The 19,514-nt window shown below is 44.6% G+C and carries 19 protein-coding genes; 5 read left to right on the forward strand and 14 right to left on the reverse strand.

The genetic code is table 11. The annotated features are described in order from the left end of the window. Window positions 1-5 precede the first annotated feature (5 nt). A complete protein-coding gene (locus tag ABD960_RS18875) occupies window positions 6-968 on the forward strand; it encodes an AAA family ATPase (RefSeq protein ID WP_345333686.1) in 963 nt (320 codons plus the stop codon). Window positions 969-1,086: 118 nt separating this feature from the next. Here the strand turns inward: ABD960_RS18875 and ABD960_RS18880 are convergent, their stop codons facing one another. After that, complete coding sequence (locus ABD960_RS18880; protein ID WP_345333688.1) at window positions 1,087-2,178, reverse strand: DUF6515 family protein; 1,092 nt, start codon at window positions 2,176-2,178, stop codon at window positions 1,087-1,089. Window positions 2,179-2,371: 193 nt separating this feature from the next. Between ABD960_RS18880 and ABD960_RS18885 the strand changes: the two genes are divergently transcribed. After that, complete coding sequence (locus ABD960_RS18885) at window positions 2,372-2,563, forward strand: hypothetical protein (RefSeq protein ID WP_345333690.1); 192 nt, start codon at window positions 2,372-2,374, stop codon at window positions 2,561-2,563. Here the strand turns inward: ABD960_RS18885 and ABD960_RS18890 are convergent, their stop codons facing one another. From ABD960_RS18890 to aspS, 5 genes are read right to left on the reverse strand one after another with little or no spacing between them, the layout of a single operon-like run. Continuing rightward, window positions 2,564-3,133, reverse strand: coding sequence for a thiamine diphosphokinase (locus tag ABD960_RS18890; protein WP_345333692.1), 570 nt, complete (start codon window positions 3,131-3,133; stop codon window positions 2,564-2,566). It abuts the gene before it with no gap. 15 nt (window positions 3,134-3,148) lie between these two features. Next, a complete protein-coding gene (locus tag ABD960_RS18895) occupies window positions 3,149-3,976 on the reverse strand; it encodes a hypothetical protein (RefSeq protein ID WP_345333694.1) in 828 nt (275 codons plus the stop codon). A gap of 8 nt (window positions 3,977-3,984) precedes the next feature. Further along, window positions 3,985-5,292 carry an amidohydrolase gene (locus tag ABD960_RS18900; RefSeq protein ID WP_345333696.1) on the reverse strand — a complete coding sequence of 436 codons (1,308 nt, stop codon included), beginning with the start codon at window positions 5,290-5,292 and terminating at the stop codon, window positions 3,985-3,987. A 41-nt stretch (window positions 5,293-5,333) separates the two neighbouring features. Further along, window positions 5,334-5,819, reverse strand: a complete 486-nt coding sequence (locus ABD960_RS18905) for an FKBP-type peptidyl-prolyl cis-trans isomerase (RefSeq protein WP_345333698.1) — start codon at window positions 5,817-5,819, stop codon at window positions 5,334-5,336. 49 nt (window positions 5,820-5,868) lie between these two features. After that, entirely contained in the window at window positions 5,869-7,617 is a 1,749-nt protein-coding gene (aspS, locus tag ABD960_RS18910) for an aspartate--tRNA ligase (protein ID WP_345333700.1), read from the reverse strand. A 245-nt stretch (window positions 7,618-7,862) separates the two neighbouring features. Here aspS and ABD960_RS18915 point away from each other — a divergent pair, with 245 nt between their 5' ends. Next, the gene (locus tag ABD960_RS18915) at window positions 7,863-10,757 is read left to right on the forward strand and encodes a DEAD/DEAH box helicase (protein WP_345333702.1); all 2,895 of its coding nucleotides are present in this window, start codon (window positions 7,863-7,865) and stop codon (window positions 10,755-10,757) included. Here the strand turns inward: ABD960_RS18915 and ABD960_RS18920 are convergent, their stop codons facing one another. Continuing rightward, a complete protein-coding gene (locus ABD960_RS18920) occupies window positions 10,758-11,108 on the reverse strand; it encodes a phosphatase PAP2 family protein (RefSeq protein ID WP_345333704.1) in 351 nt (116 codons plus the stop codon). Next, complete coding sequence (locus ABD960_RS18925; protein WP_345333706.1) at window positions 11,090-11,398, reverse strand: hypothetical protein; 309 nt, start codon at window positions 11,396-11,398, stop codon at window positions 11,090-11,092. Before ABD960_RS18925 ends, ABD960_RS18920 begins: the two co-directional genes overlap by 19 nt. A 372-nt stretch (window positions 11,399-11,770) precedes the next feature. Here ABD960_RS18925 and ABD960_RS18930 point away from each other — a divergent pair, with 372 nt between their 5' ends. Together ABD960_RS18930 and cydB are read left to right on the forward strand one after the other, a co-directional pair. After that, window positions 11,771-13,141 (forward strand): cytochrome ubiquinol oxidase subunit I, encoded by a 1,371-nt coding sequence (locus ABD960_RS18930; protein ID WP_345333708.1) that lies wholly within the window; start codon window positions 11,771-11,773, stop codon window positions 13,139-13,141. Between the two features lie 11 nt (window positions 13,142-13,152). Further along, the gene (gene cydB / locus ABD960_RS18935; RefSeq protein ID WP_345333710.1) at window positions 13,153-14,187 is read left to right on the forward strand and encodes a cytochrome d ubiquinol oxidase subunit II; all 1,035 of its coding nucleotides are present in this window, start codon (window positions 13,153-13,155) and stop codon (window positions 14,185-14,187) included. On the opposite strand, the gene ABD960_RS18940 is transcribed toward cydB, so the two are convergent. From ABD960_RS18940 to ABD960_RS18965, 6 genes are all read right to left on the reverse strand, one after another. Then, entirely contained in the window at window positions 14,184-14,681 is a 498-nt protein-coding gene (locus ABD960_RS18940; RefSeq protein ID WP_345333712.1) for a hypothetical protein, read from the reverse strand. The two genes, cydB and ABD960_RS18940, sit on opposite strands and share 4 nt — an antisense overlap. Window positions 14,682-14,833: 152 nt before the next feature. Beyond that, a complete protein-coding gene (locus tag ABD960_RS18945; RefSeq protein WP_345333714.1) occupies window positions 14,834-15,550 on the reverse strand; it encodes a hypothetical protein in 717 nt (238 codons plus the stop codon). Between the two features lie 38 nt (window positions 15,551-15,588). Continuing rightward, complete coding sequence (locus ABD960_RS18950; protein WP_345333716.1) at window positions 15,589-15,972, reverse strand: hypothetical protein; 384 nt, start codon at window positions 15,970-15,972, stop codon at window positions 15,589-15,591. 171 nt (window positions 15,973-16,143) lie between these two features. Next, window positions 16,144-16,908, reverse strand: coding sequence for an Imm49 family immunity protein (locus tag ABD960_RS18955; RefSeq protein ID WP_345333718.1), 765 nt, complete (start codon window positions 16,906-16,908; stop codon window positions 16,144-16,146). 1 nt (window position 16,909) lies between these two features. Then, entirely contained in the window at window positions 16,910-18,691 is a 1,782-nt protein-coding gene (locus ABD960_RS18960) for a hypothetical protein (RefSeq protein ID WP_345333720.1), read from the reverse strand. Then, window positions 18,688-19,470, reverse strand: a complete 783-nt coding sequence (locus ABD960_RS18965; RefSeq protein WP_345333722.1) for a hypothetical protein — start codon at window positions 19,468-19,470, stop codon at window positions 18,688-18,690. Before ABD960_RS18965 ends, ABD960_RS18960 begins: the two co-directional genes overlap by 4 nt. Window positions 19,471-19,514: the final 44 nt, after the last annotated feature.

Below are 19,514 nucleotides of genomic sequence, written 5' to 3' on the forward strand. Positions count from 1 at the left end.
TTAATATGCAATACAAATCAGACGTTGAGGCAGCTGATGCTTTATGCCAGGCCTATAAAAAACTCCGTGCCGAAATAGGCAAGGTAATTATAGGGCAGGATGAAGTGATCAAGTACGTACTGGTATCTATCTTCAGCAACGGGCATTGCCTGTTGGTTGGGGTGCCGGGGCTTGCCAAAACGTTGCTGGTGCAAACCGTAGCGAGCGCGTTACAGCTCGATTTCAAGCGTATACAATTTACGCCCGACCTGATGCCATCGGACATTATCGGCGCGGAGATTTTAGGCGAAGACCGCAATTTTAAATTTATACACGGGCCTGTATTTTCAAACATTATACTGGCTGACGAGATAAACCGTACGCCGCCTAAAACACAGGCGGCGCTGCTCGAAGCCATGCAGGAGAAAGCCGTTACCGCGGCAGGCGTTACCCATAAGCTGGCACAGCCGTTTTTTGTACTGGCTACCCAGAACCCCATTGAGCAGGAAGGTACTTACCCATTGCCTGAGGCACAGTTGGACAGGTTTATGTTTAACGTAACACTAAACTACCCAACGTTTGCTGAGGAGCTACAGGTAGTTAAAAACACAACGGGCACCCTAAAAAGCGAAGTTAACCACGTGCTCAACGCGCAGCAGATAGTTTACTTTCAGCAATTGGTGCGCAACATACCTGTGGCCGATAATGTTTTAGAATATGCTGTTCGTCTGGTAGGTAAAACCCGCCCTAACGGCGAGCTTGCAACGCCGCAGATAAAGCGTTTGTTAAACTGGGGCGCCGGCCCGCGGGCATCGCAGTTTTTAATACTGGGCGCTAAGTGCCATGCGGTTATCAACGGTAAGTATTCGCCGGATATTGAGGATGTACAGGCCATAGCCAAGCCTATTTTAAGCCACCGCATAGTGCGTAGTTACCATGCCGAGGCCGAAGGGCTTAGCAACGATGATATTATACAGCAGCTTTTTTAGCATCCGTATTAATTCCATAAATAATGGCGGCATTTTTTTAAATAGTCGCCTTTATCATAAAAAGCGGATGAACATCTTAGTGCCCATCCGCTCAACTATATAATCACTATTAAAATTTTTATTGATCCTCTTCTTCGTCGCCGGTGCTATCCGCGGCCGGCTGATCGTTGTTGTTCTCAGGAACGCCAACCACTTTGTAAACCTTTTTATCGTTAGCATCGCGGTCTTCCTTGTAATACACGCCCATTTGGTCAACATACAGTTTTTCGCCGTTAAGCTTTACCTTGCGTGTATCGGGCGGCAAATCAACCACTATATCGCCAACTAAAGGCAGTTGTTCGTTGTAACCCTCGTCGGTATTCAGTTCACCATCCTTACCGGCAATCTGGTAAGTGGTGGTACCGTCATCTTTAGTTACGGGCTGGTAATATACCCCATTCAATTCATAATATTGAACGCCATTGATCACGATAGACTGCGCTTTTTCAGGTATCTCTTTTATTTCTGCACCTACCGGCGGCTCAACAACAGTATACTGGTCATCAGTACTTTGTTGGTAGTATAAGCCATCGCTGTAATAGTACTGTGCGTTGTTCCAGTAAAACGGATAATATCCGAAAGGCAGCACACCTATGCTAAAGCCAATGTGTGGCATATAGTATGAAGCGTAAAAGCCACGGTAAGGATAATAGAAGCCACCGCCGCCATAGTATCCGCGGCCATAGTAACCCCGGTTGCCATAGTAACGATTGCCATAGTAGCGGTTGCTGTAATAGCCACGTCCGTTATACGGTGGGCGACCGTAAACCCGGTTGCCATAATTATTAAAACGGCTGCCTTGGTAGTTATTGAAACGACCGCTTGATGTAACGCTACCACGGTTACCGGGCCTGCTAAAGCCGCCCGATACACCTGGCCTTGTGCCTGGAGACGACATACGCGGCGCTTGCGTAGCGCTGCCGAATGATGGCCTTGAGCTGCCACCACCGAATGAAGGGCGTGAGCTACCTGAGCTCATTGAAGGGCGAGACATGCCGCCGCCACCAAATGAAGGGCGAGAAACGCCTACGCTGCCGCCACCGCCGCCACGCATACCTCCGCCACCACCGCCTCCGCGTCCGGCGCGTTGTGCGTCGGCGCTAAATACCGTAAACGAACAAAGCAGCCCGCTTAAAGCAACATAAAGCAAATTTCTATATGATCTTTTCATCTTAATGTTATTGACTAACAGCTTCGCTGTTATACCTTATACGACTATAAAATAGATAAACGGTTTAACGCTACTTAAATTATTTTATAATGTTAGCGCACAGTCATCAACGGGCAATGATAGGCCAACGGATAGTGAAACTAATAACGGTATTAAATGTTGTGTCAGTAATTATAAACCAAATTGTTGACGTATGGATAATAATCATGATGATTTAAATTACCGCAGCGGTAATTTAAATGAGGAGGAAGGTGCAGCAAAGTTTAATCCGGATGCGCAAAAACATGCTATTGAAGCCATGGAAGAGGATGAAGTTGCCCGTATAAAACAATCTCCCGCCGAGGGAGATGATGAGGACGAAGCAATGGATGCTTACGGGTTATAGCTATAACTCTTCGGCAATGAAAAGCTGCGGCAGATCGAACTGTAAACTGATGAAGCCATCGTGTATGGTTTTAAAACTGCCGCCGCCAATTGCTTCTAGCCCGCTGGTATGCAGCTCACCCGGATGAGACAGGAGCCGGATGAGCTGCCCGGCCGGTTTCCATTTGCTAAAGCCGCTTTGTACAGCGTAAATACGTTCTTTGTCATGCAGTATAACCAGGTTTATCTTGTCGGCAAAAAACATAAAATCTTTTAGCTGCACCTCGTCCGTTATGATGTTAACCGCCGGATAACCGTGCATAACCAGGAACTTAAGCGCCGCCACAGCCATATCATCAGCGCCGGCGGGCATTAGCTCAACGTCTGATTGCAGGTCAACATCCGCATTATCCGTTATCAGCCAATCTATCTTAATACCAAAGGCATGTAATTGTTCTGCCGTTTCGGGCGTAGCAATAACCGTCGGGCTCCATTCCAGTAACTGCCCCAGTAACTCGTCCGAAAAGGTATTTAAACCAAGCACCAGCAAGGCCGGCTCCTGTTTTTCGCGTACTACATGGTGCGATGACATTTGTTTTCTATTTTGTTAACAAGGCATGTAATAGCTTACTTGAGCCAACACGCCCGTTTTCTTATCAAAAAGTAATAAGAGCGAATCATCGCTCATTGTTTTTGAAAGTGCCAGTCTTACACCGGTGTACGTGCCGTCCGCAGTTTTAATATCCGTAACATCGGCACCGGGAAAATTCTTTTTTATATCGTTGAGGTGGGTCTTTCCGTCCAACCTGATTTTATCAAAGGCCAAAAAAGTATTTGGGTTGCGGGTAAAATTTACCGAGGAGAACACTACGGCATCGCCATACTTTTCAAAACAGATGCCTTTAGTATAGTAATATTCAAACTTACGCTCATAATAAGATGTGCAAATATTATTCATATCAGGCGTTACAATGCTATCCGGCTTGCCAAATAAGGCCTTAAGCTTCTTTAGGTTACTTTCCATGGGCAACTTACCGCAAATACGCATTTTGCTGATAGGTAAGTACTCTTTATTAATGCTATCAACAATAACGTTTTTATGGGCGATGCTTTTAGCTAAGCTGATTTGGCTGCAAATAAGAGTGATCGGCAGCGTTAGCATTAATAATGTTTTAACGAGGATGGCCTTTTTCATTTTAGCAAGCTTGGTTGTTAAATATTTCAACTTAGATAAATAACCGCCTTGAGTGTTGGCCTTATCCTTACAGGCAGCCATAAATATGTCAGTGCCATACCACGATGCCCATTCTGAATTGTAAAGTACTTTTGCCTCGCTAACTATAGCGTTTTCTACAGTAGAAAGGTCTTTTCTCTGTGCGGATGCCTCAAATAATACACAGTAGATACGTAAAAGCGATAAGTTTAAGTTGCGCATACGATTTGTTATTTTTTGGCAGCTGCCATATAATCCAGCGTTAAATTGCACAGGGCCTTTACGCCGAGGGTAAAGCCGCTTTCGTCAATAAAAAAATCGGGCGTGTGATGCGGCGGGGCGGTGAGTGCGTTGCCGCCTTTTGGCATTCCGCCTAGAAAGAAGAAGATGCCTGGCACTTTTTCCTGGTAAAAGCTAAAATCTTCGGCGCCGGTAACGGGAGGTACCTGCAGCACTTTATCTTTCCCTGCCGTGCCCTGCAACGTGGGCAGCATTTTGGCTGTCAATTCCGGATTGTTATAAGTTACCGGGTAATGGTTGCTATACGGAATTTTTACATCGGCGGTAGCGTTATACGCTTCAGCCGTTTTCTCGGCTATCTGTTTTACCCGTTGGGTGATCAGTTTTTCATCCGCACCGGTAAAAAAGCGCAGGGTGCCCTGCATCTCCACCGCCTCCGGAATGATATTGAACCTTGTACCGCCCTTAATGGCGCCTATGGTTACCACAGCCGGGTTTTGTGTTAAGTTTACATTACGGCTTACAACGGTTTGCAGGCTACTGATAATCTGCGCTGAAACAACCACCGGGTCAATACTTTGCCACGGATAAGCCCCGTGTGATGATTTACCTTTTACGGTGATCATCATATCGTTAACACCAGCCATCGTTCCGCCCGGGCGACAAGTTATAGTGCCCACCTCTAAACTGGAGTTAATATGTAACCCGAATATGGCATCAACATTAGGGTTAGTAAGTACACCTTGTTTTACCATTTCTTCAGCGCCACCCTTTTCGCCGTACGGAGCGCCTTCTTCAGCCGGTTGAAAAATGAATTTTACAGTACCGGTCAGGTCTTTTTTTATTGACGAAAGCACCTCGGCAACCGCCATCAGTATCGCCATATGCGAATCGTGGCCGCAGGCATGCATAGTACCCACTTCCTGTCCGTTATAAGTAGTTTTTATTTTTGAGGCGAATGGCAGGTTAACGCGTTCGGTAACCGGCAGGCCATCCATATCGGCACGCAGGGCTACTACCGGGCCTGGCTTACCACCCTTGAGTATGCCCACAACCCCCGTCGTAGCAATACCTGTTTTAACGTCAATACCCAGGCTTTGCAGGTGTTTGGCTATGATGCCCGATGTGCGCACCTCGCGGTTACCCAGTTCGGGGTTTTGGTGAAAATCACGCCGCCAGGCAACCAATTTGGCTTGCAAGGCATCAGCCTTAGCGGCGGCTGTTACTTTAAGTTTGGTGTTTTGAGCCGATACGGCCAACGAGAACAGGGAGAAAGCAATAAGGCAAAACTTTTTCATTAATGAAGTTTTGCCTTAAAGATAATATTTAGAACGGTATATTATTTGAAGTTAAGTAAGTCAACCACAAAAATCAATGGTGCGTTTGGCGGAATGGTGCCCTTACCATTAGCGCCGTATGCAAGTCCTGATGGAATGAGCAATAAAATACGGCCGCCCGAATTGATACGGGGAATTCCCAATTGCCAGCCCTTTATAAAACCAACCAGCGGGTAGCTGGTATTTCCTTTGTCGAATTGTGTGCCGTTTAACAGCTTACCAGTATAATTAATGCTGATGGTAGAATTTACCGTTGGATAAGCGCCGGTGCCGGTTTTTAATATTTCATAATAAATGCCGTTCTCGTCCTTTGTAGCATTAATTTTAGCACTTTTTGTTGTGTCGTTATAGGTTTTAATGTAAGCCTGAATATCCTGGTCATCTTTCGCCGCTTGCTTTGATGCGTCATTTTCGCTATCCTTTTTACAAGCTGCAAAAGCCATCATTACTATCGCTAAGGCGCCAAATATGTATTTTAATCTGCTCATATATCTTTTTTTACAACTAACGTAACTTTGCAGCAAAACGCTACAGGGCTTAATTAATTGTTGTAGCGATGCTTAATTCCTTCATTTGCTCAGGGGCTATAGTCGACGGTGAATCGATCATAACATCGCGACCCGAGTTGTTTTTAGGGAAGGCGATTACATCGCGGATAGAGTCCAAACCGGCGAAGATAGAGCACAGTCTGTCAAAACCGAAGGCGATACCACCATGCGGAGGCGCACCGTACTCAAAGGCGTCCAGCAAAAAGCCGAATTGCTTTTGCGCTTCATCGGCGGAGAAGCCCAGGTGCTTGAACATTAATGATTGCAATGACTTTTCGTGGATACGGATAGAGCCGCCGCCGATCTCGGTACCGTTGATCACCAAATCATACGCGTTGGCACGTACGCTGCCGGGTTCAGTATCAAGCAAAGCGATATCCTCAGGCTTAGGCGAAGTGAACGGATGGTGCATGGCATGGTAACGGCCATTTTCCTCATCCCACTCCAGTAGCGGGAAGTCAACCACCCAAAGCGGCGCAAATTTATCTTTATCGCGTAAGCCTAAACGGCCACCCATCTCCAGGCGAAGCTCATTTAATTGCTTACGCACTTTATCGGCCGGGCCGGCAAGCACCAGCATTAAGTCGCCCGGTTCGGCTTCAAATGCGGCTGCCCAGTTGGTCAGCTCGTCTTCATTGTAAAATTTATCAACCGATGATTTCAACGTACCATCGGTGTTATACCGGCAGTACACCAAACCGGTAGCGCCAATTTGCGGGCGTTTTAACCAGTCGGTCAGTTCATCAACCTGTTTGCGGGTATAACCGGCGCTGCCCTTGGCATTAACACCAACTACCAGCTCGGCATTATCAAAAATGGCGAAATTCTTTCCCTTAACCACATCATTCAGCTCAACGAACTGCATACCGAAACGCACATCCGGTTTATCTGAACCATACAGGCGCATGGCATCCGAATATTGCATGCGCGGGAAGGTATCTAAAGTAATACCCTTAACTACGCTGAACAGGTGGCGGGTAAGGCCTTCAAAAATATTCAATATATCTTCCTGCTCCACAAATGAAAGCTCGCAGTCTATCTGGGTAAATTCCGGCTGACGGTCGGCACGCAAGTCCTCATCGCGGAAACATTTCACGATCTGAAAGTAACGGTCGAACCCGCTCACCATAAGCAATTGCTTAAATGTTTGCGGTGATTGTGGCAGTGCGTAAAACTCACCCGGGTTCATGCGGCTTGGCACCACAAAGTCGCGGGCGCCTTCAGGGGTCGATTTAATGAGCACCGGGGTTTCAACCTCCATAAAACCTTGCGCATCAAGGTATTTGCGTACTTCCTGCCCCATACGGTGGCGCAGCATGAGGTTTTGGCGTATCGGGTTACGGCGTAGGTCGAGGTAACGGTATTTGGCGCGTAGCTCCTCGCCGCCATCAGTTTCATCCTCAATCAAAAATGGAGGTATTTTGGCAGCGTTTAGTATATCTAATTCCTCAACGGCAATTTCAATATCGCCGGTTGGTATTTTGGGGTTTTTGCTGGTACGTTCAAGCACCTTGCCGGTTACTTTAATAACAAATTCGCGGCCAAGGCTGCGTGCCTTCTCACGCAATTCAGCGTCGGTATCCGCATTGAGTATCAGCTGGGTTAAACCAAACCTGTCGCGAACGTCAATAAAGGTGGTGCCACCAAGGTCGCGCGATTTTTGTACCCATCCGCAAAGGGTTACCGTTTGGCCTAAACTATTGATATTTAATTCGCCGCAAGTATGAGTTCTAAGCATAGCCCGTTTTATTTAAAGTGAGCAAAAGTACATTTTTGCCCCGAAAGCCAAAAGGTTTTTCGGTATCATAAGCAACAGGGATAAACTGTCTGCCCGTCAAACCCGTTCCAATTTTTTATCAGATTTAAACCGGGATTTTGCGTGCACAAAAAAATCGCTTGTAAAACTTCGTATTCAGCGAAATTCTGATTACGTTTGAATTTTTTGTTGTTGTAGCTTACATTAATTTTTACCCTGAAAGATCAATGTTACGCGTAGACAGCACCAAGCCCTGCAAAATTATTTATGCCATTGCCAGGCATGATTACCTGGGCTATGTTATTGAACCGCACATTGTTCAGCTTAATCCTAACGGCGAATTTTCGCTAACCCATCAGCGCCTTTTCAGTAATACCGCGCAGGAGTTTAACCATTGTATTGATGAAACCGACCTGAAGCTGATTAAGCTTTTGGAGGAGATGGAGCAGGGTAATGTGATTAAACGCTTTTATAAAAAGCCGATACGCCCCTTCGAGTTTTTTGCCAAAGTGTTTAACGAGCAGTTATTTGATACCATTCGCCCTAAGATAGAAAAACGGATGGCCGAAGCGCTGAACCTGCTTAGCAGCAAAAACATTTACCTGATGAGCAAGGAGGGTTACCCCGCTGAAAAGGAGCTGCATATTGCAGGTGAGCCGGCATCGGTATTATTCCATTTCAGGCGTGATGATACGGAGATACGTTATTTTCCCACCATCAAATTCCAGGGCATGCGGATCGAGTTCATGTTTAAGAATGCCGAGATCATTTGCAACCACCCCGCCTGGATGCTGCTTGATGATACCCTGTATTATTTTGACAAGGACATTGAAGGTAAAAAGCTCCTGCCGTTTTTAAACAAGCGCTACATCGCTATTCCGCGAAGCTCAGAGCAATCATACTTTGAGCGTTTTGTGGCGCCGCTAATTGAAAAGCAGAACGTTTATGCCGAAGGCTTCACCATCAATACCGAAAAATATGATGCACGGCCGGTGCTTAAACCTATTTACGTAGAGGGCGGCAAATCGCAGTTACAATTGTATTTTAAATACGCCGGTTACGTTTTCCCTTATGGGGATGGTAGGCATGTTTCGGTGCGTATCGAAAAAAATGGTGATGATTATATTTTTCATCGCATAAAACGCTCAACCACCTGGGAGCGTAATAAAATGGCTTTGCTGGAAGCCCGGGGGTTAAAAACAGCTTCATCGTTATTTCAAAACCTTGAAATAGCGCATAGCGATGATGACGCCGATCAATCATTCTCGGTATTTGAATGGCTCAACCAATATCACGATAAGCTTACCGCCGAAGGATTTGAGATAGAGCAGCCCGACGGTCAGAAAAGATACATCTTCGGCAATACCAAGATAGACCTGGAGATAAAAGAGAATAACGACTGGTTTGATATCAATGCCGTGGTGTATTTCGGTCCGTACCGCATTCCGTTTATTGAGCTAAAAAACCACATACTTAACCACAAGCGCGAGTTTGTACTGCCATCGGGTGAGATTGCGGTTATACCCGAAAAATGGTTTTCGCAATACGGCAACCTGCTGCACTTTAGCGAGGGCGGCGAGGACCTGAAACTGCGCCGCCATCATTTAGGCCTGGTAAGCGAATTAACCGATGGTGAAATGGCAGGCCTGGCAATGACGCGTAAACTACAACGCCTTAACGATTTTGAAGCGTTGGAAGATGTGCCCATGCCGGTTGATTTTGCCGGTGTGTTACGCCCTTACCAAAAAGCGGGTTACAACTGGTTTCATTTTTTAAAGGATTTCCACTTTGGGGGCTGCCTTGCCGATGATATGGGTTTGGGTAAAACCATACAAACATTGGCGCTGCTGCAAAAACATAAAGAAGATACCGAAGCCGAAGGCGGGCACAGTACCTCATTGCTGATTATGCCGACCTCGCTGATATATAACTGGTTGAACGAGGCGCGCAAATTTGCACCGAAGCTGAAGCTGATGGTGCATACCGGTACTTTTCGCTATAAATCGCCGGAGGTGTTTAAGAACTATGATGTAGTAGTAACAACCTATGGCATCAGCCGGATTGATATTGAGCTGTTCAAGAGCTTCTTTTTCGACTATATTATATTGGATGAAAGCCAGAACATCAAAAACCCGTCATCCAAATCATACCAGGCGGTAAAGCAACTTAAATCACGCTTCAGGCTGATACTGAGCGGTACCCCGGTAGAAAATTCGGTTAATGACCTGTGGACGCAAATGTCGTTCATCAATCCCGGTTTATTGGGCACCCAACAGTTTTTTCAGAATGAGTTTGTTACGCCGATAGAGAAGAAAAAGGACGAGGAAAAGGCTCGCCGCCTGCAAGCGTTAATAAAGCCGTTTGTAATGCGCCGTACCAAAGAGCAGGTGGCCACAGAACTGCCGCCCAAAACCGAGAACCTTTTCTATTGCCAGATGAGCGAGGAGCAGGCCGAGGTGTACGAAAAAATAAAATCAGAATACCGTAATGAGTTGCTCAAAAGCATTGAGGATGGTACTTATGCCAAGCAGCAGATACAGGTATTGCAGGGGCTTATAAAGCTAAGGCAAATCGCAAATCATCCGATTATGATCGATCAGGATTATGAGGGCGATTCGGGTAAGTTCGAGAACGTAGTGCACACGCTGGCCAGCGTACTGGATGGTGGGCACAAAGTGTTGATATTCTCACAATTTGTTAAGCAGTTGGCCTTATACCGTGAGCACCTGGAAAAGCAAGGCGTGCCGCATGTGTACCTGGATGGCAGTACGCAAAACCGCGGCGATGTGGTTAAGCGTTTCCAGGAGGATGAAAAAACACGTGTGTTCCTGATCTCTATAAAAGCGGGTGGCGTAGGCCTCAACCTTACGCAAGCCGATTATGTTTTTATCCTCGACCCGTGGTGGAACCCGGCGGTTGAACAACAGGCTATTGACCGTACGCACCGCATCGGCCAAACCAAAAACGTGTTCATCTATAAATTCATCACCAAGGATACGGTTGAGGAAAAAATACTGGCCCTGCAAAACCGCAAGTTAAGCGTTGCCCGTTCACTTATTACCACTGAGGAAAGTTTTATTAAATCCTTGTCGGCTGATGATATTAAGGAAATATTGGGTTAATTAAACAGCATCGCTGCGTTTGCGGAGGTAAAACCAGGCCAATACCCAAAGGCATATCAGGCCGGAAAGAAAGCCGCCGAGCACATCAGTAAACCAGTGCGCGCCAAGGTAAACACGCGAGAAAGGGATGATAAATATAAAAGCGAGCGAAATTACGATAACCGGTATACGCAATGCCGCGGGGAGCGACCGCCGGGTAAGCATTACAATCACCATAAAGCCAAAAAATACCACGTAAAACTGCGTATGCCCGCTCGGGAAACTTTGCTGAACGGTTTTTTCAATCACCTGCACAATATCTTTTGAGGGCCTTGCCCTGTTAACCGCAGCCTTTATAACGGTGCTAACCAAGCCTGAAGTAGGGTAAGCATAGTAAAAAGCGCTTCTTTTTTGTGCTTGAATGCCAAAGACATAACGGCTATAACGGCTGTCATGGTAACGGATATCCAAGCGTAACCCGGATAGCTAACCAGTTTCATCAGTACATCAAGCATCGGCATGCGGTACTTTTGTACGCTCTCTGAAAATTCAAGGTCGATATGGCTCTCCGGAAAATATGATACAAAAACCGACAGCAAAACGAAGCCGGTTACCAGGCCAATAAGTGTAAAGGTGAGTATGCGTGTGCGGCGTTCGAGCATATAAGATTTGGATAAGGTGCAAAAAAAATGTCAGATACCTCGCGTATCTGACATTTTCTAATTAACTATTAACTGACCTCAATATTAAACGAATACTGAGTAAACAAATTTATAGTTGATAAAATCGAGCTGATCGGGATAAAATATCCGGATGGCTCCGTTTTATCAACTGTATTTATAACGATGGCTTTTTTGATTTGTTTTACGGATAGGGCATTATTATACAAAAAAGCTGATACAAAACCAATTGCGATTTTTTAAAATCTATAATTCGTATACTTTCTAAATTGTATTTTGCGGTTGCAAGGATATTGAAGCAACACGTTCAGTAACGACATTTGGCTGTAGCATTATCCTCAAAATAAATACATTATGAATGTTGAAATTTTAGCCCGCATTCAATTCGCTTTTACTATTGCATTCCATTACATCTATCCGCCCCTAAGCATTGGGCTGGGTTTGATCATGACCATTATGGAGGGCCTCTACCTTAAAACAGGAAGAAAGATTTATGAGCAGATGGCGCGCTTTTATGTGCGGGTGTTCGCGTTGATATTTGGCATAGGCGTGGCAACGGGTATTGTAATGGAGTTTGAGTTTGGTACCAACTGGGCAGTGTACTCTAAATATGTGGGTGATGTTTTTGGCAGCGCCCTGGCAGCTGAGGGTATCTTCGCTTTCGCGCTGGAGTCGGGCTTTTTGGGTGTGTTGCTGTTCGGCTGGAATAAGGTGCGCCCGGGCGTGCACTTCTTTTCTACGGTAATGGTTACGCTGGGCTCCATGTTTTCGGCCGTCTGGATAGTAGTTGCCAACTCGTGGCAGCAAACCCCGGCGGGCTATCATATTGTAGGCAAAGGCCTGAATGCCCGGGCAGAAATTACTGATTTTTGGGCGATGGTGTTCAACCCATCATCGGTAACACGGCTTACGCACGTTTGGATAGGCTCATTCTTAGCCGGAGCGTTTTTGGTGTTAAGCATCAGCGCGTTTTACCTGCAGCGTAACCGCCATGCGCATTTTGCCCGCATATCATTTAAAATAGCTTTGGCTGTTGCCACCTTTTTTTCGTTAGCGCAACTTGCGGTAGGCCATAGTTCTGCCGAAGTGGTTGCCGAATATCAACCCGCCAAGCTGGCTGCATTAGAGGGGCACTTTGATGGCAGTAAAGCTGCAGATATGTTTCTGTTTGGTTATGTAGACCAAAAGAACAATCTAACCAAAGGTATCGCCATACCGGGCGGTTTAAGCTTTTTAACCAAAGGCGATTTTAAAACCCCGGTAACCGGCCTGAACGATTTTAAACCGGAAGACAGACCCGGCGCGGTAAATTTCGTTTTTCAAACTTACCATATCATGATCGCTATTGGCATGTTTTTAATAGCGCTTACTTTGTACGCCTCATTTTTGTGGTGGCGGGGTACCTTGTTCCAAAAACGCTGGTTGCTGCACATATTCTCCTTTTCAGTACTGCTGCCGCAAATTGCCAACCAGGTTGGCTGGTATAGTGCCGAAGTTGGCAGGCAGCCCTGGGTGGTTTACGGGTTATTGCGTACATCAAAGGCACTATCGCAGGCGGTAAGCGCCGAACAGATCATGTTTTCATTGATATTATTCACGGTAGTTTATGTGATACTATTTATCCTGTTCATTTACCTTTTAAATAAAAAAATAAAACACGGGCCTTATGATAACCATAATATCGACCATAGTCCGCGACACATTGAAATGGCAGATTCCCTTTAACCTTAAACAACATGGCGACATTTATAGGCATTGATTATCAAACCTGGTGGTTCCTGCTCATCGGAGCTGTATTTACAGGTTACATTATTTTGGATGGTTTTGACCTGGGTGCCGGGGCGCTTCACCTCTTTTTTAATAAAGAGGAAAGCCGGCGTATTGCCCTTAACGCAATTGGTCCTGTTTGGGACGGCAACGAGGTATGGATAGTAATCGGCGGCGGGGCGCTGTTCGCCGGCTTCCCGGAGGTGTATGCCACTATGCTCTCGGCATTTTACATTCCCTTTATGTTGTTTTTGGTGGCGATAATTTTCAGGGCAATCTCTATCGAGTTCCGGAGCAAGGAGCCCATGGCCTGGTGGCGCAAGATGTGGGATGTGAGCTACTCCATATCCAGTGCGCTGATCGCTTTTTTGTTAGGCGTTGTTTTAGGCAATGTAACGCAGGGCATCAACATGGGTGCCGATCATGTTTTTCGCGGCAGCTTCACCGAATTTTTAAATCCTTATGCCCTGCTTACCGGCATTACCACACTGGCTTTGCTGATGATGCACGGTGCCATTTACCTGGTAATGAAAACTGAGAACCGCCTGTATGCCAAGCTTACGGTGATGGTGCGCAATACCACTATCTTCTTTGTGATCATGATACTGCTCACCTCGTTCTACACCTTACTGTATCTGCCCCACATGGCCGCTGTAATACGCCGCTACCCCGAACTGTTTTTTGTACCGGTGCTGATGGTGCTGGCCATAGCGAATATTACCAGGCAAATCACCAAGCGTAAATACATGTTCGCGTTCATATCATCGGCAGTAACCATTAGTTTATTGATGGTACTGGTTGCTATGGAGCTTTACCCTAACATGCTATTATCCAAGCAAAGCGCCGCTTATCATCTAACCGTTTACAATGCCGCATCGTCACAAAAAACCTTGGGCATTATGCTCACCGTAGCCGCCATTGGCGTACCGTTAGTAGTAGGTTACACCACCTTTGTTTTCATGACGTTTAAGGGTAAGGTAGAGTTGGATGAGATGAGTTATTAGTTACTTAAATAAATATAATCATTTACAAAAACGCCTTTTTTTGAAAGCGCTTTATTAATTTGTATTCTCTGCTTGGTTGAGAGCCTTGAATGGTTAATATCTAAACGTTTAAGTGAAGGCATTTTTTCGAGAATTCTGATAACCTCATCCACGTTTGTTTTTTTTGCAAAGCATAATTCGAGTGTATGTAGCTTTTTCAAATTTGGGAAAGATTGCGGGAGGCCACTGACATACAAACCGATAAGTTTTAAATCCTCTAATTCAATCAGGTGTGTAATTTTGTCTAAATATTCAAAATAATGCGCACCATAGGCAATGTCTACATCAACACCCCATGGGCCCTGGTAGGTATTTTCGCCATTTTCTACGTAAAGGCCTTGAATGTTATTAGGTAGAAAAGTTAGTTGCGTATCAGCTTCAGCAAGCTTTACGAAGTCTGCATACTTTTCGTAATGCTTGAAGTTTGATAAAGGTTTCAAACTTTCAAATGCCATTTAGTTATCCCCCTATTATTAAAGAATCATCTACCGTAATCACTCTTCGAAAGCCTTTTTATAATATTTTTTGCTGCTGAATTAAGAGCTGTGAACCATAAATATCAAGAGTATACGGTATCTTGAAAGTTCATGGCATTGATCGTGCTAAATCATCTTTCCGGTACACTCAACGGCTTATCCCATAACTCATCTAAAAAATCGTATCCTTCATATTTTTCAAGCGGTTGTACAGGCATCAACTCAACCGGAACCAGCGAACTTTTCAAATCTATCTCGATGCCGCGCATCCAGGCAAGCTTGTTTAACCCGGCAGCATCCCTTGAAAAAAATCGGGGAAATAATTGATTATCATCCAGTTTTTTAGGCTTATCGATGAGCTTTTTCAGTCCTTGCTCAATTAAAGTCTGGTCATCGTTTCTGAAACCTACAAATGCGTCATGATAACCCTCCAGGTGTATCAGCTTAGGATGTTTTACCAATCGGCCTATACAGTGGATATTCCAGTCGAGCTTGCCCCAGTCTTCAAGTAAAATATTCTGTACCGCATTCGGCAACTGGTAGCCAATATTGATCTCGCCCTCCACCTTGTTTCTTAGAATACTATATCTACTAATAAGTTTAGCGTTGTCTGAAAGCAGGGCGTAACTAATCCGGTACATAAGAAGAGATTGATCAAACTTTGTCAGCATAAACTCTGGAATAAGCGCCGCGCGGTAAAAAAATTGCTTACTGGCTTGAAACGACTGGTTAACATATATTTCATAAAGCGCAAATACTATGTTAGACCCTTCAAGTGAAGGAATATAATAATAAGCTCCGTAAGGCTCTTTTAATTTTTCCCTTACCTTTGCTTCGTCATTTAACATACTATTGTAAATAAGAGTCAGATGCCCGAATTTTTCCATTATTTATAATCTGTAAGTCTTAAAATTACGATTTCCTTTGTGCTTTTGTCAACGGCCGAAACTGTTTTAGTGATTTTCGACAGGTTATTGTTGAGCACCTCACCTAAGTTCTTGATCGCCGGATCGGGACTAATTCTCATGTCCAGAATAGTTTGGTTGATCCAATCGTTACTCATCTGCGCTGCCTTACCTCCCTGTGTTTTAGCATTCAACTTAATTGTCCCAATACTGCTCATTTGCTTGGCTTCATTAATAATAATCTCGGTTGGGTTAGAAAGGTCACCTTTTATGTAAACTGCGTCAAAGCCGTTGTTGCTACCTATCTTAGAGTTGAATTTTTGATATCCGTTGGTGGCAAATATATCATCTGCCAGTTTTTCCATTTTTGTGCCCGCCTGGTCGCCGCTTCATAAATCTTAATGTAAAAAGTCCTCCCGACCGGGAGGACTTTAGTCTTTATCATCATTTAAGCAAGTGGGAAAATATCGTCCGCCGATTATGAAGGCAAGCATTCCTCTTATTTAATGTTGGCATTTGACTCAATTTTGGCATGATTATCTTTCCGGTATACTCAACGGCTTATCCCATAACTCATCTAAAAAATCGTATCCTTCATATTTTTCAAGTGGTTGTACAGGCATCAACTCAACCGGAACCAGCGAACTTTTCAAATCTATCTCCATGCCGCGCATCCAAGCCAGCTTGTTTAGCCCGGCGGCGTCTCTCGAAAAAAAACGTGGGATCAATGGATGGTCGTCCAGTTTTTTGGGCTTGGCGATAAGTTTCTTCAGTCCCTGCTCAATCAATGCCTGATCGTGATTTTTAAATCCGACAAAAGCATCAAGATAACCCTCTAAGTGCATCAATTTAGGGTGTTTTATCAGACGGCCTATACAGTGGATATTCCAGTCAAGCTTGTCCCGGTCTTCCAGTAAAATATTCTGCACCGCATTTGGTACTTGGTAACCAATCCCGGTTTCATGGTTGATTTTATTCTTTAGAATACTGTAACTCTTTATAATGTCCCGATTGTCTGACAGTAGGGCATAACTAATCTGGTACATACCCGAATCCAGAACTCTCCTGTCAAATTTTTCCGACATAAATTGAGGAATGAGCGCAGCCCGGTAGAAAAGTTGCTTGCTTATGGCAAAATTTTTACGCACATATATTTCATACATAGCATAAATAACATTTGAATATTCTAAAGGTGGGACATAGAAATAAACCCCGTCGGGTTCCTTTATTTTGGGAATAATCTCCTCATCGCTTTCCAGATAAGTGTTATAACCATTAATTAACTGTTCAAATTTTTCCATATTAATATCCAAGTAATTTAAGAATAACAATTTCTTGGGTAGATTTATCTACTGCAGAAACAGTTTTCGTAATAAGTGTCCTGTTTTTACGTAAAGCTAAGCCTAAGTTCTTTATTTGGGAATCACTGTGTATTACCATTTGCTCAATAGTTTGATCAATCCATGCTTCACTCATTTGAGCCGATTTGCCTCCTTGGGTTGCCGGATTCAACTTAATCGTACCCACATTACTCATTTGCTTGGCTTCATTAATAATGATCTCGGTTGGGTTTGAAAGATCACCTTTTATGTAAACCGCGTCAAAGCCGTTGTTGCTGCCTATCTTAGAGTTGAATTTTTGATATCCGTTGGTGGCAAATATATCATCTGCCAGTTTTTCCATTTTTGTGCCCGCCTGGTCGCCGTACTTAATAATGTCGTTAATTGCATTTTTTAATGTGGTGCTTGTTGGCGATATTCTTAAACCAAAAGTGTTAATTAGGTAAGCGTTTAAATTGGTGAGGGTAGCATCAGCCGGTTTAATTGCTTTTAACGTTTTAAGCGAAGCATGATTTAAAGTAGTGATGGCTACTTTTATAAGTTTTACCTCTTTCCCTATTTTAATAGCCCTGTAGCCGTTTTTCCCGATGCTATTAACAATTGGCACCGTTTTGACAACGGTTTTAACCCATTTACCTCCTGTAGCCACCCAGCCTACAACCGGCATGGCTGCTGCGGCGCTAAACGCGCAATTAATTTTGTCTCCTTCAAGATAGTATATTCCAGCGTTTGTCAGGTCAGCAGCTTCGCCGAATAATGGGAACATGCCTGCCACATCAAGCATAAAATGAACTTCGCCTTTGACCGTATTCCAGCAAGCAACAGCCGCTAATTTCTGTGTTGACCAGCCAGGATTGTTTAGTTTTAATATTTCATATTCAATATAAAAAGTTTGGACATTACCAATAATCGGGTTCATAATTATCATTGAAGGTGATGGCCATGATGTAACTTCTTCACCAGCTTCAATTTGGGCAAGAGCGGGGCTGTTAAAAAAAGCATTTTCAACGTCGGCGTATTTCAAGGTAATTCCAGTCGTAGGATCGGTGTAAACATCGGTACTCGATGGAGCAGTTGTACCGGTTGTTCCACTTCTGGTGTAAACAAAAATATTCCCCTCAGAAGTTATAGCGGGAGTAGACGGTAAAATAATTATGCCATTGCCAGCAGTAATTGGTGGAATTCCACTATCTCCATTTGTTGGCGTGTTGCTTGTTCCATCGGGGCCACCATTACCCATAGCATAATATATTCCTACTTGAAAAGGCCCGTTGTTGATTGCCGGTGTGAAATATGTTGCTAGCAGCCTTCTTTCCCCATTGGCTGTGTAATATATTTCAACCAGCTTACCCGTAAATTTTTTTCCATTAGAGCTTTGTACTTCGCCGTTAAAAGGCCCAACAACGGTGTGCGTGCCGGATTCATTCAGATCCTTTACTAATTGGTTAAAATTTACAATTTCAATTCTGCAATTAAGGCAGTTTTGATCCATGCCATAATTCTTAATAGGTTTGGTTGGCTTAGCCGGTGCGGTAGGGCAAGGCGCCGGATCAGTAGGATTAGGAAAACCATCATCCGGTGGCCTAACCAGGTTGACTTTCTGGCCTCCTTTTGTGGTTGAAACATTTACTGGTACGCATGGCGACGGATCCGGACTCGTGCCTACACTTCCTCCACTGCCGCTTCCCGAGCCCCCCGATCCTGACCCTGGATTGGTTATCGTGACATCCCCCTGATCTATCATGATGCACTCGGTATAGCTACGCACGTAATCTTGGGTACAACCTTTAAATATTTCATACGGATTTTCGGGCGTACCACCCCATTCGCACCACACTTGATATACATCATATGTGGTGCATGATTCAACGAGATTGTTTTTACAGTTTGTACCTTTTTTTTACTACCGGTACTGTTCTGGTCAACCTTTTTCTGCCGGTTCATTTTCCGCAACAGGTTACCATGCTCATATATCCACCCGCTCACAAATTCACCCTTGGGGGTTGAGTAAATCACTAACCCGCTAAAGTTATTATCACGGTGGTTGTATTTATTCTTTTGTAGTTTGGTCGGGTCGCCGTTAATATAGCTTGAGTCAGCAATCACTGTCATTACATAGGCATTCACCTCTTCGCCGTTTTTGAGCAACACAAAAGAGCTATGGCTGTATTTGGGGTTATAGCTTTTACCGTCGGAGTTGTTAAGGCCGATCAGGTAATCACCGGTTTCGGCGGGCAGTTCAATCACATCATCATCGCCGCGCCGGTAAACGTCAGCCGCATCCCAATCCGGCTGAATGATCTGGCTGATGTCAGCCCGGCCGTTTGCACCTGCATCATTGGTTTGCTTGCCCGATATCGGGTACTTGCCCTGGTACCATGCTTTTACTTTGTTAAGATCGACATCGGCAGGCGCGGTAGTTCCATTTGGTAGAATATCCTTACGGCAACTGTAAATAAAAATGCTGGTTAACAGCAGTAGCAAAGCAATGCTTCCGCTTAAGAAAGGTTTAGTTGTTTTCATGAAAGGCTATAGGTTAATTTATGCGAAAGATAAAAACAATAAAC

Source organism: Mucilaginibacter defluvii (assembly GCF_039543225.1).
In the GTDB taxonomy this organism is placed as follows: Bacteria; Bacteroidota; Bacteroidia; order Sphingobacteriales; family Sphingobacteriaceae; genus Mucilaginibacter; species Mucilaginibacter defluvii.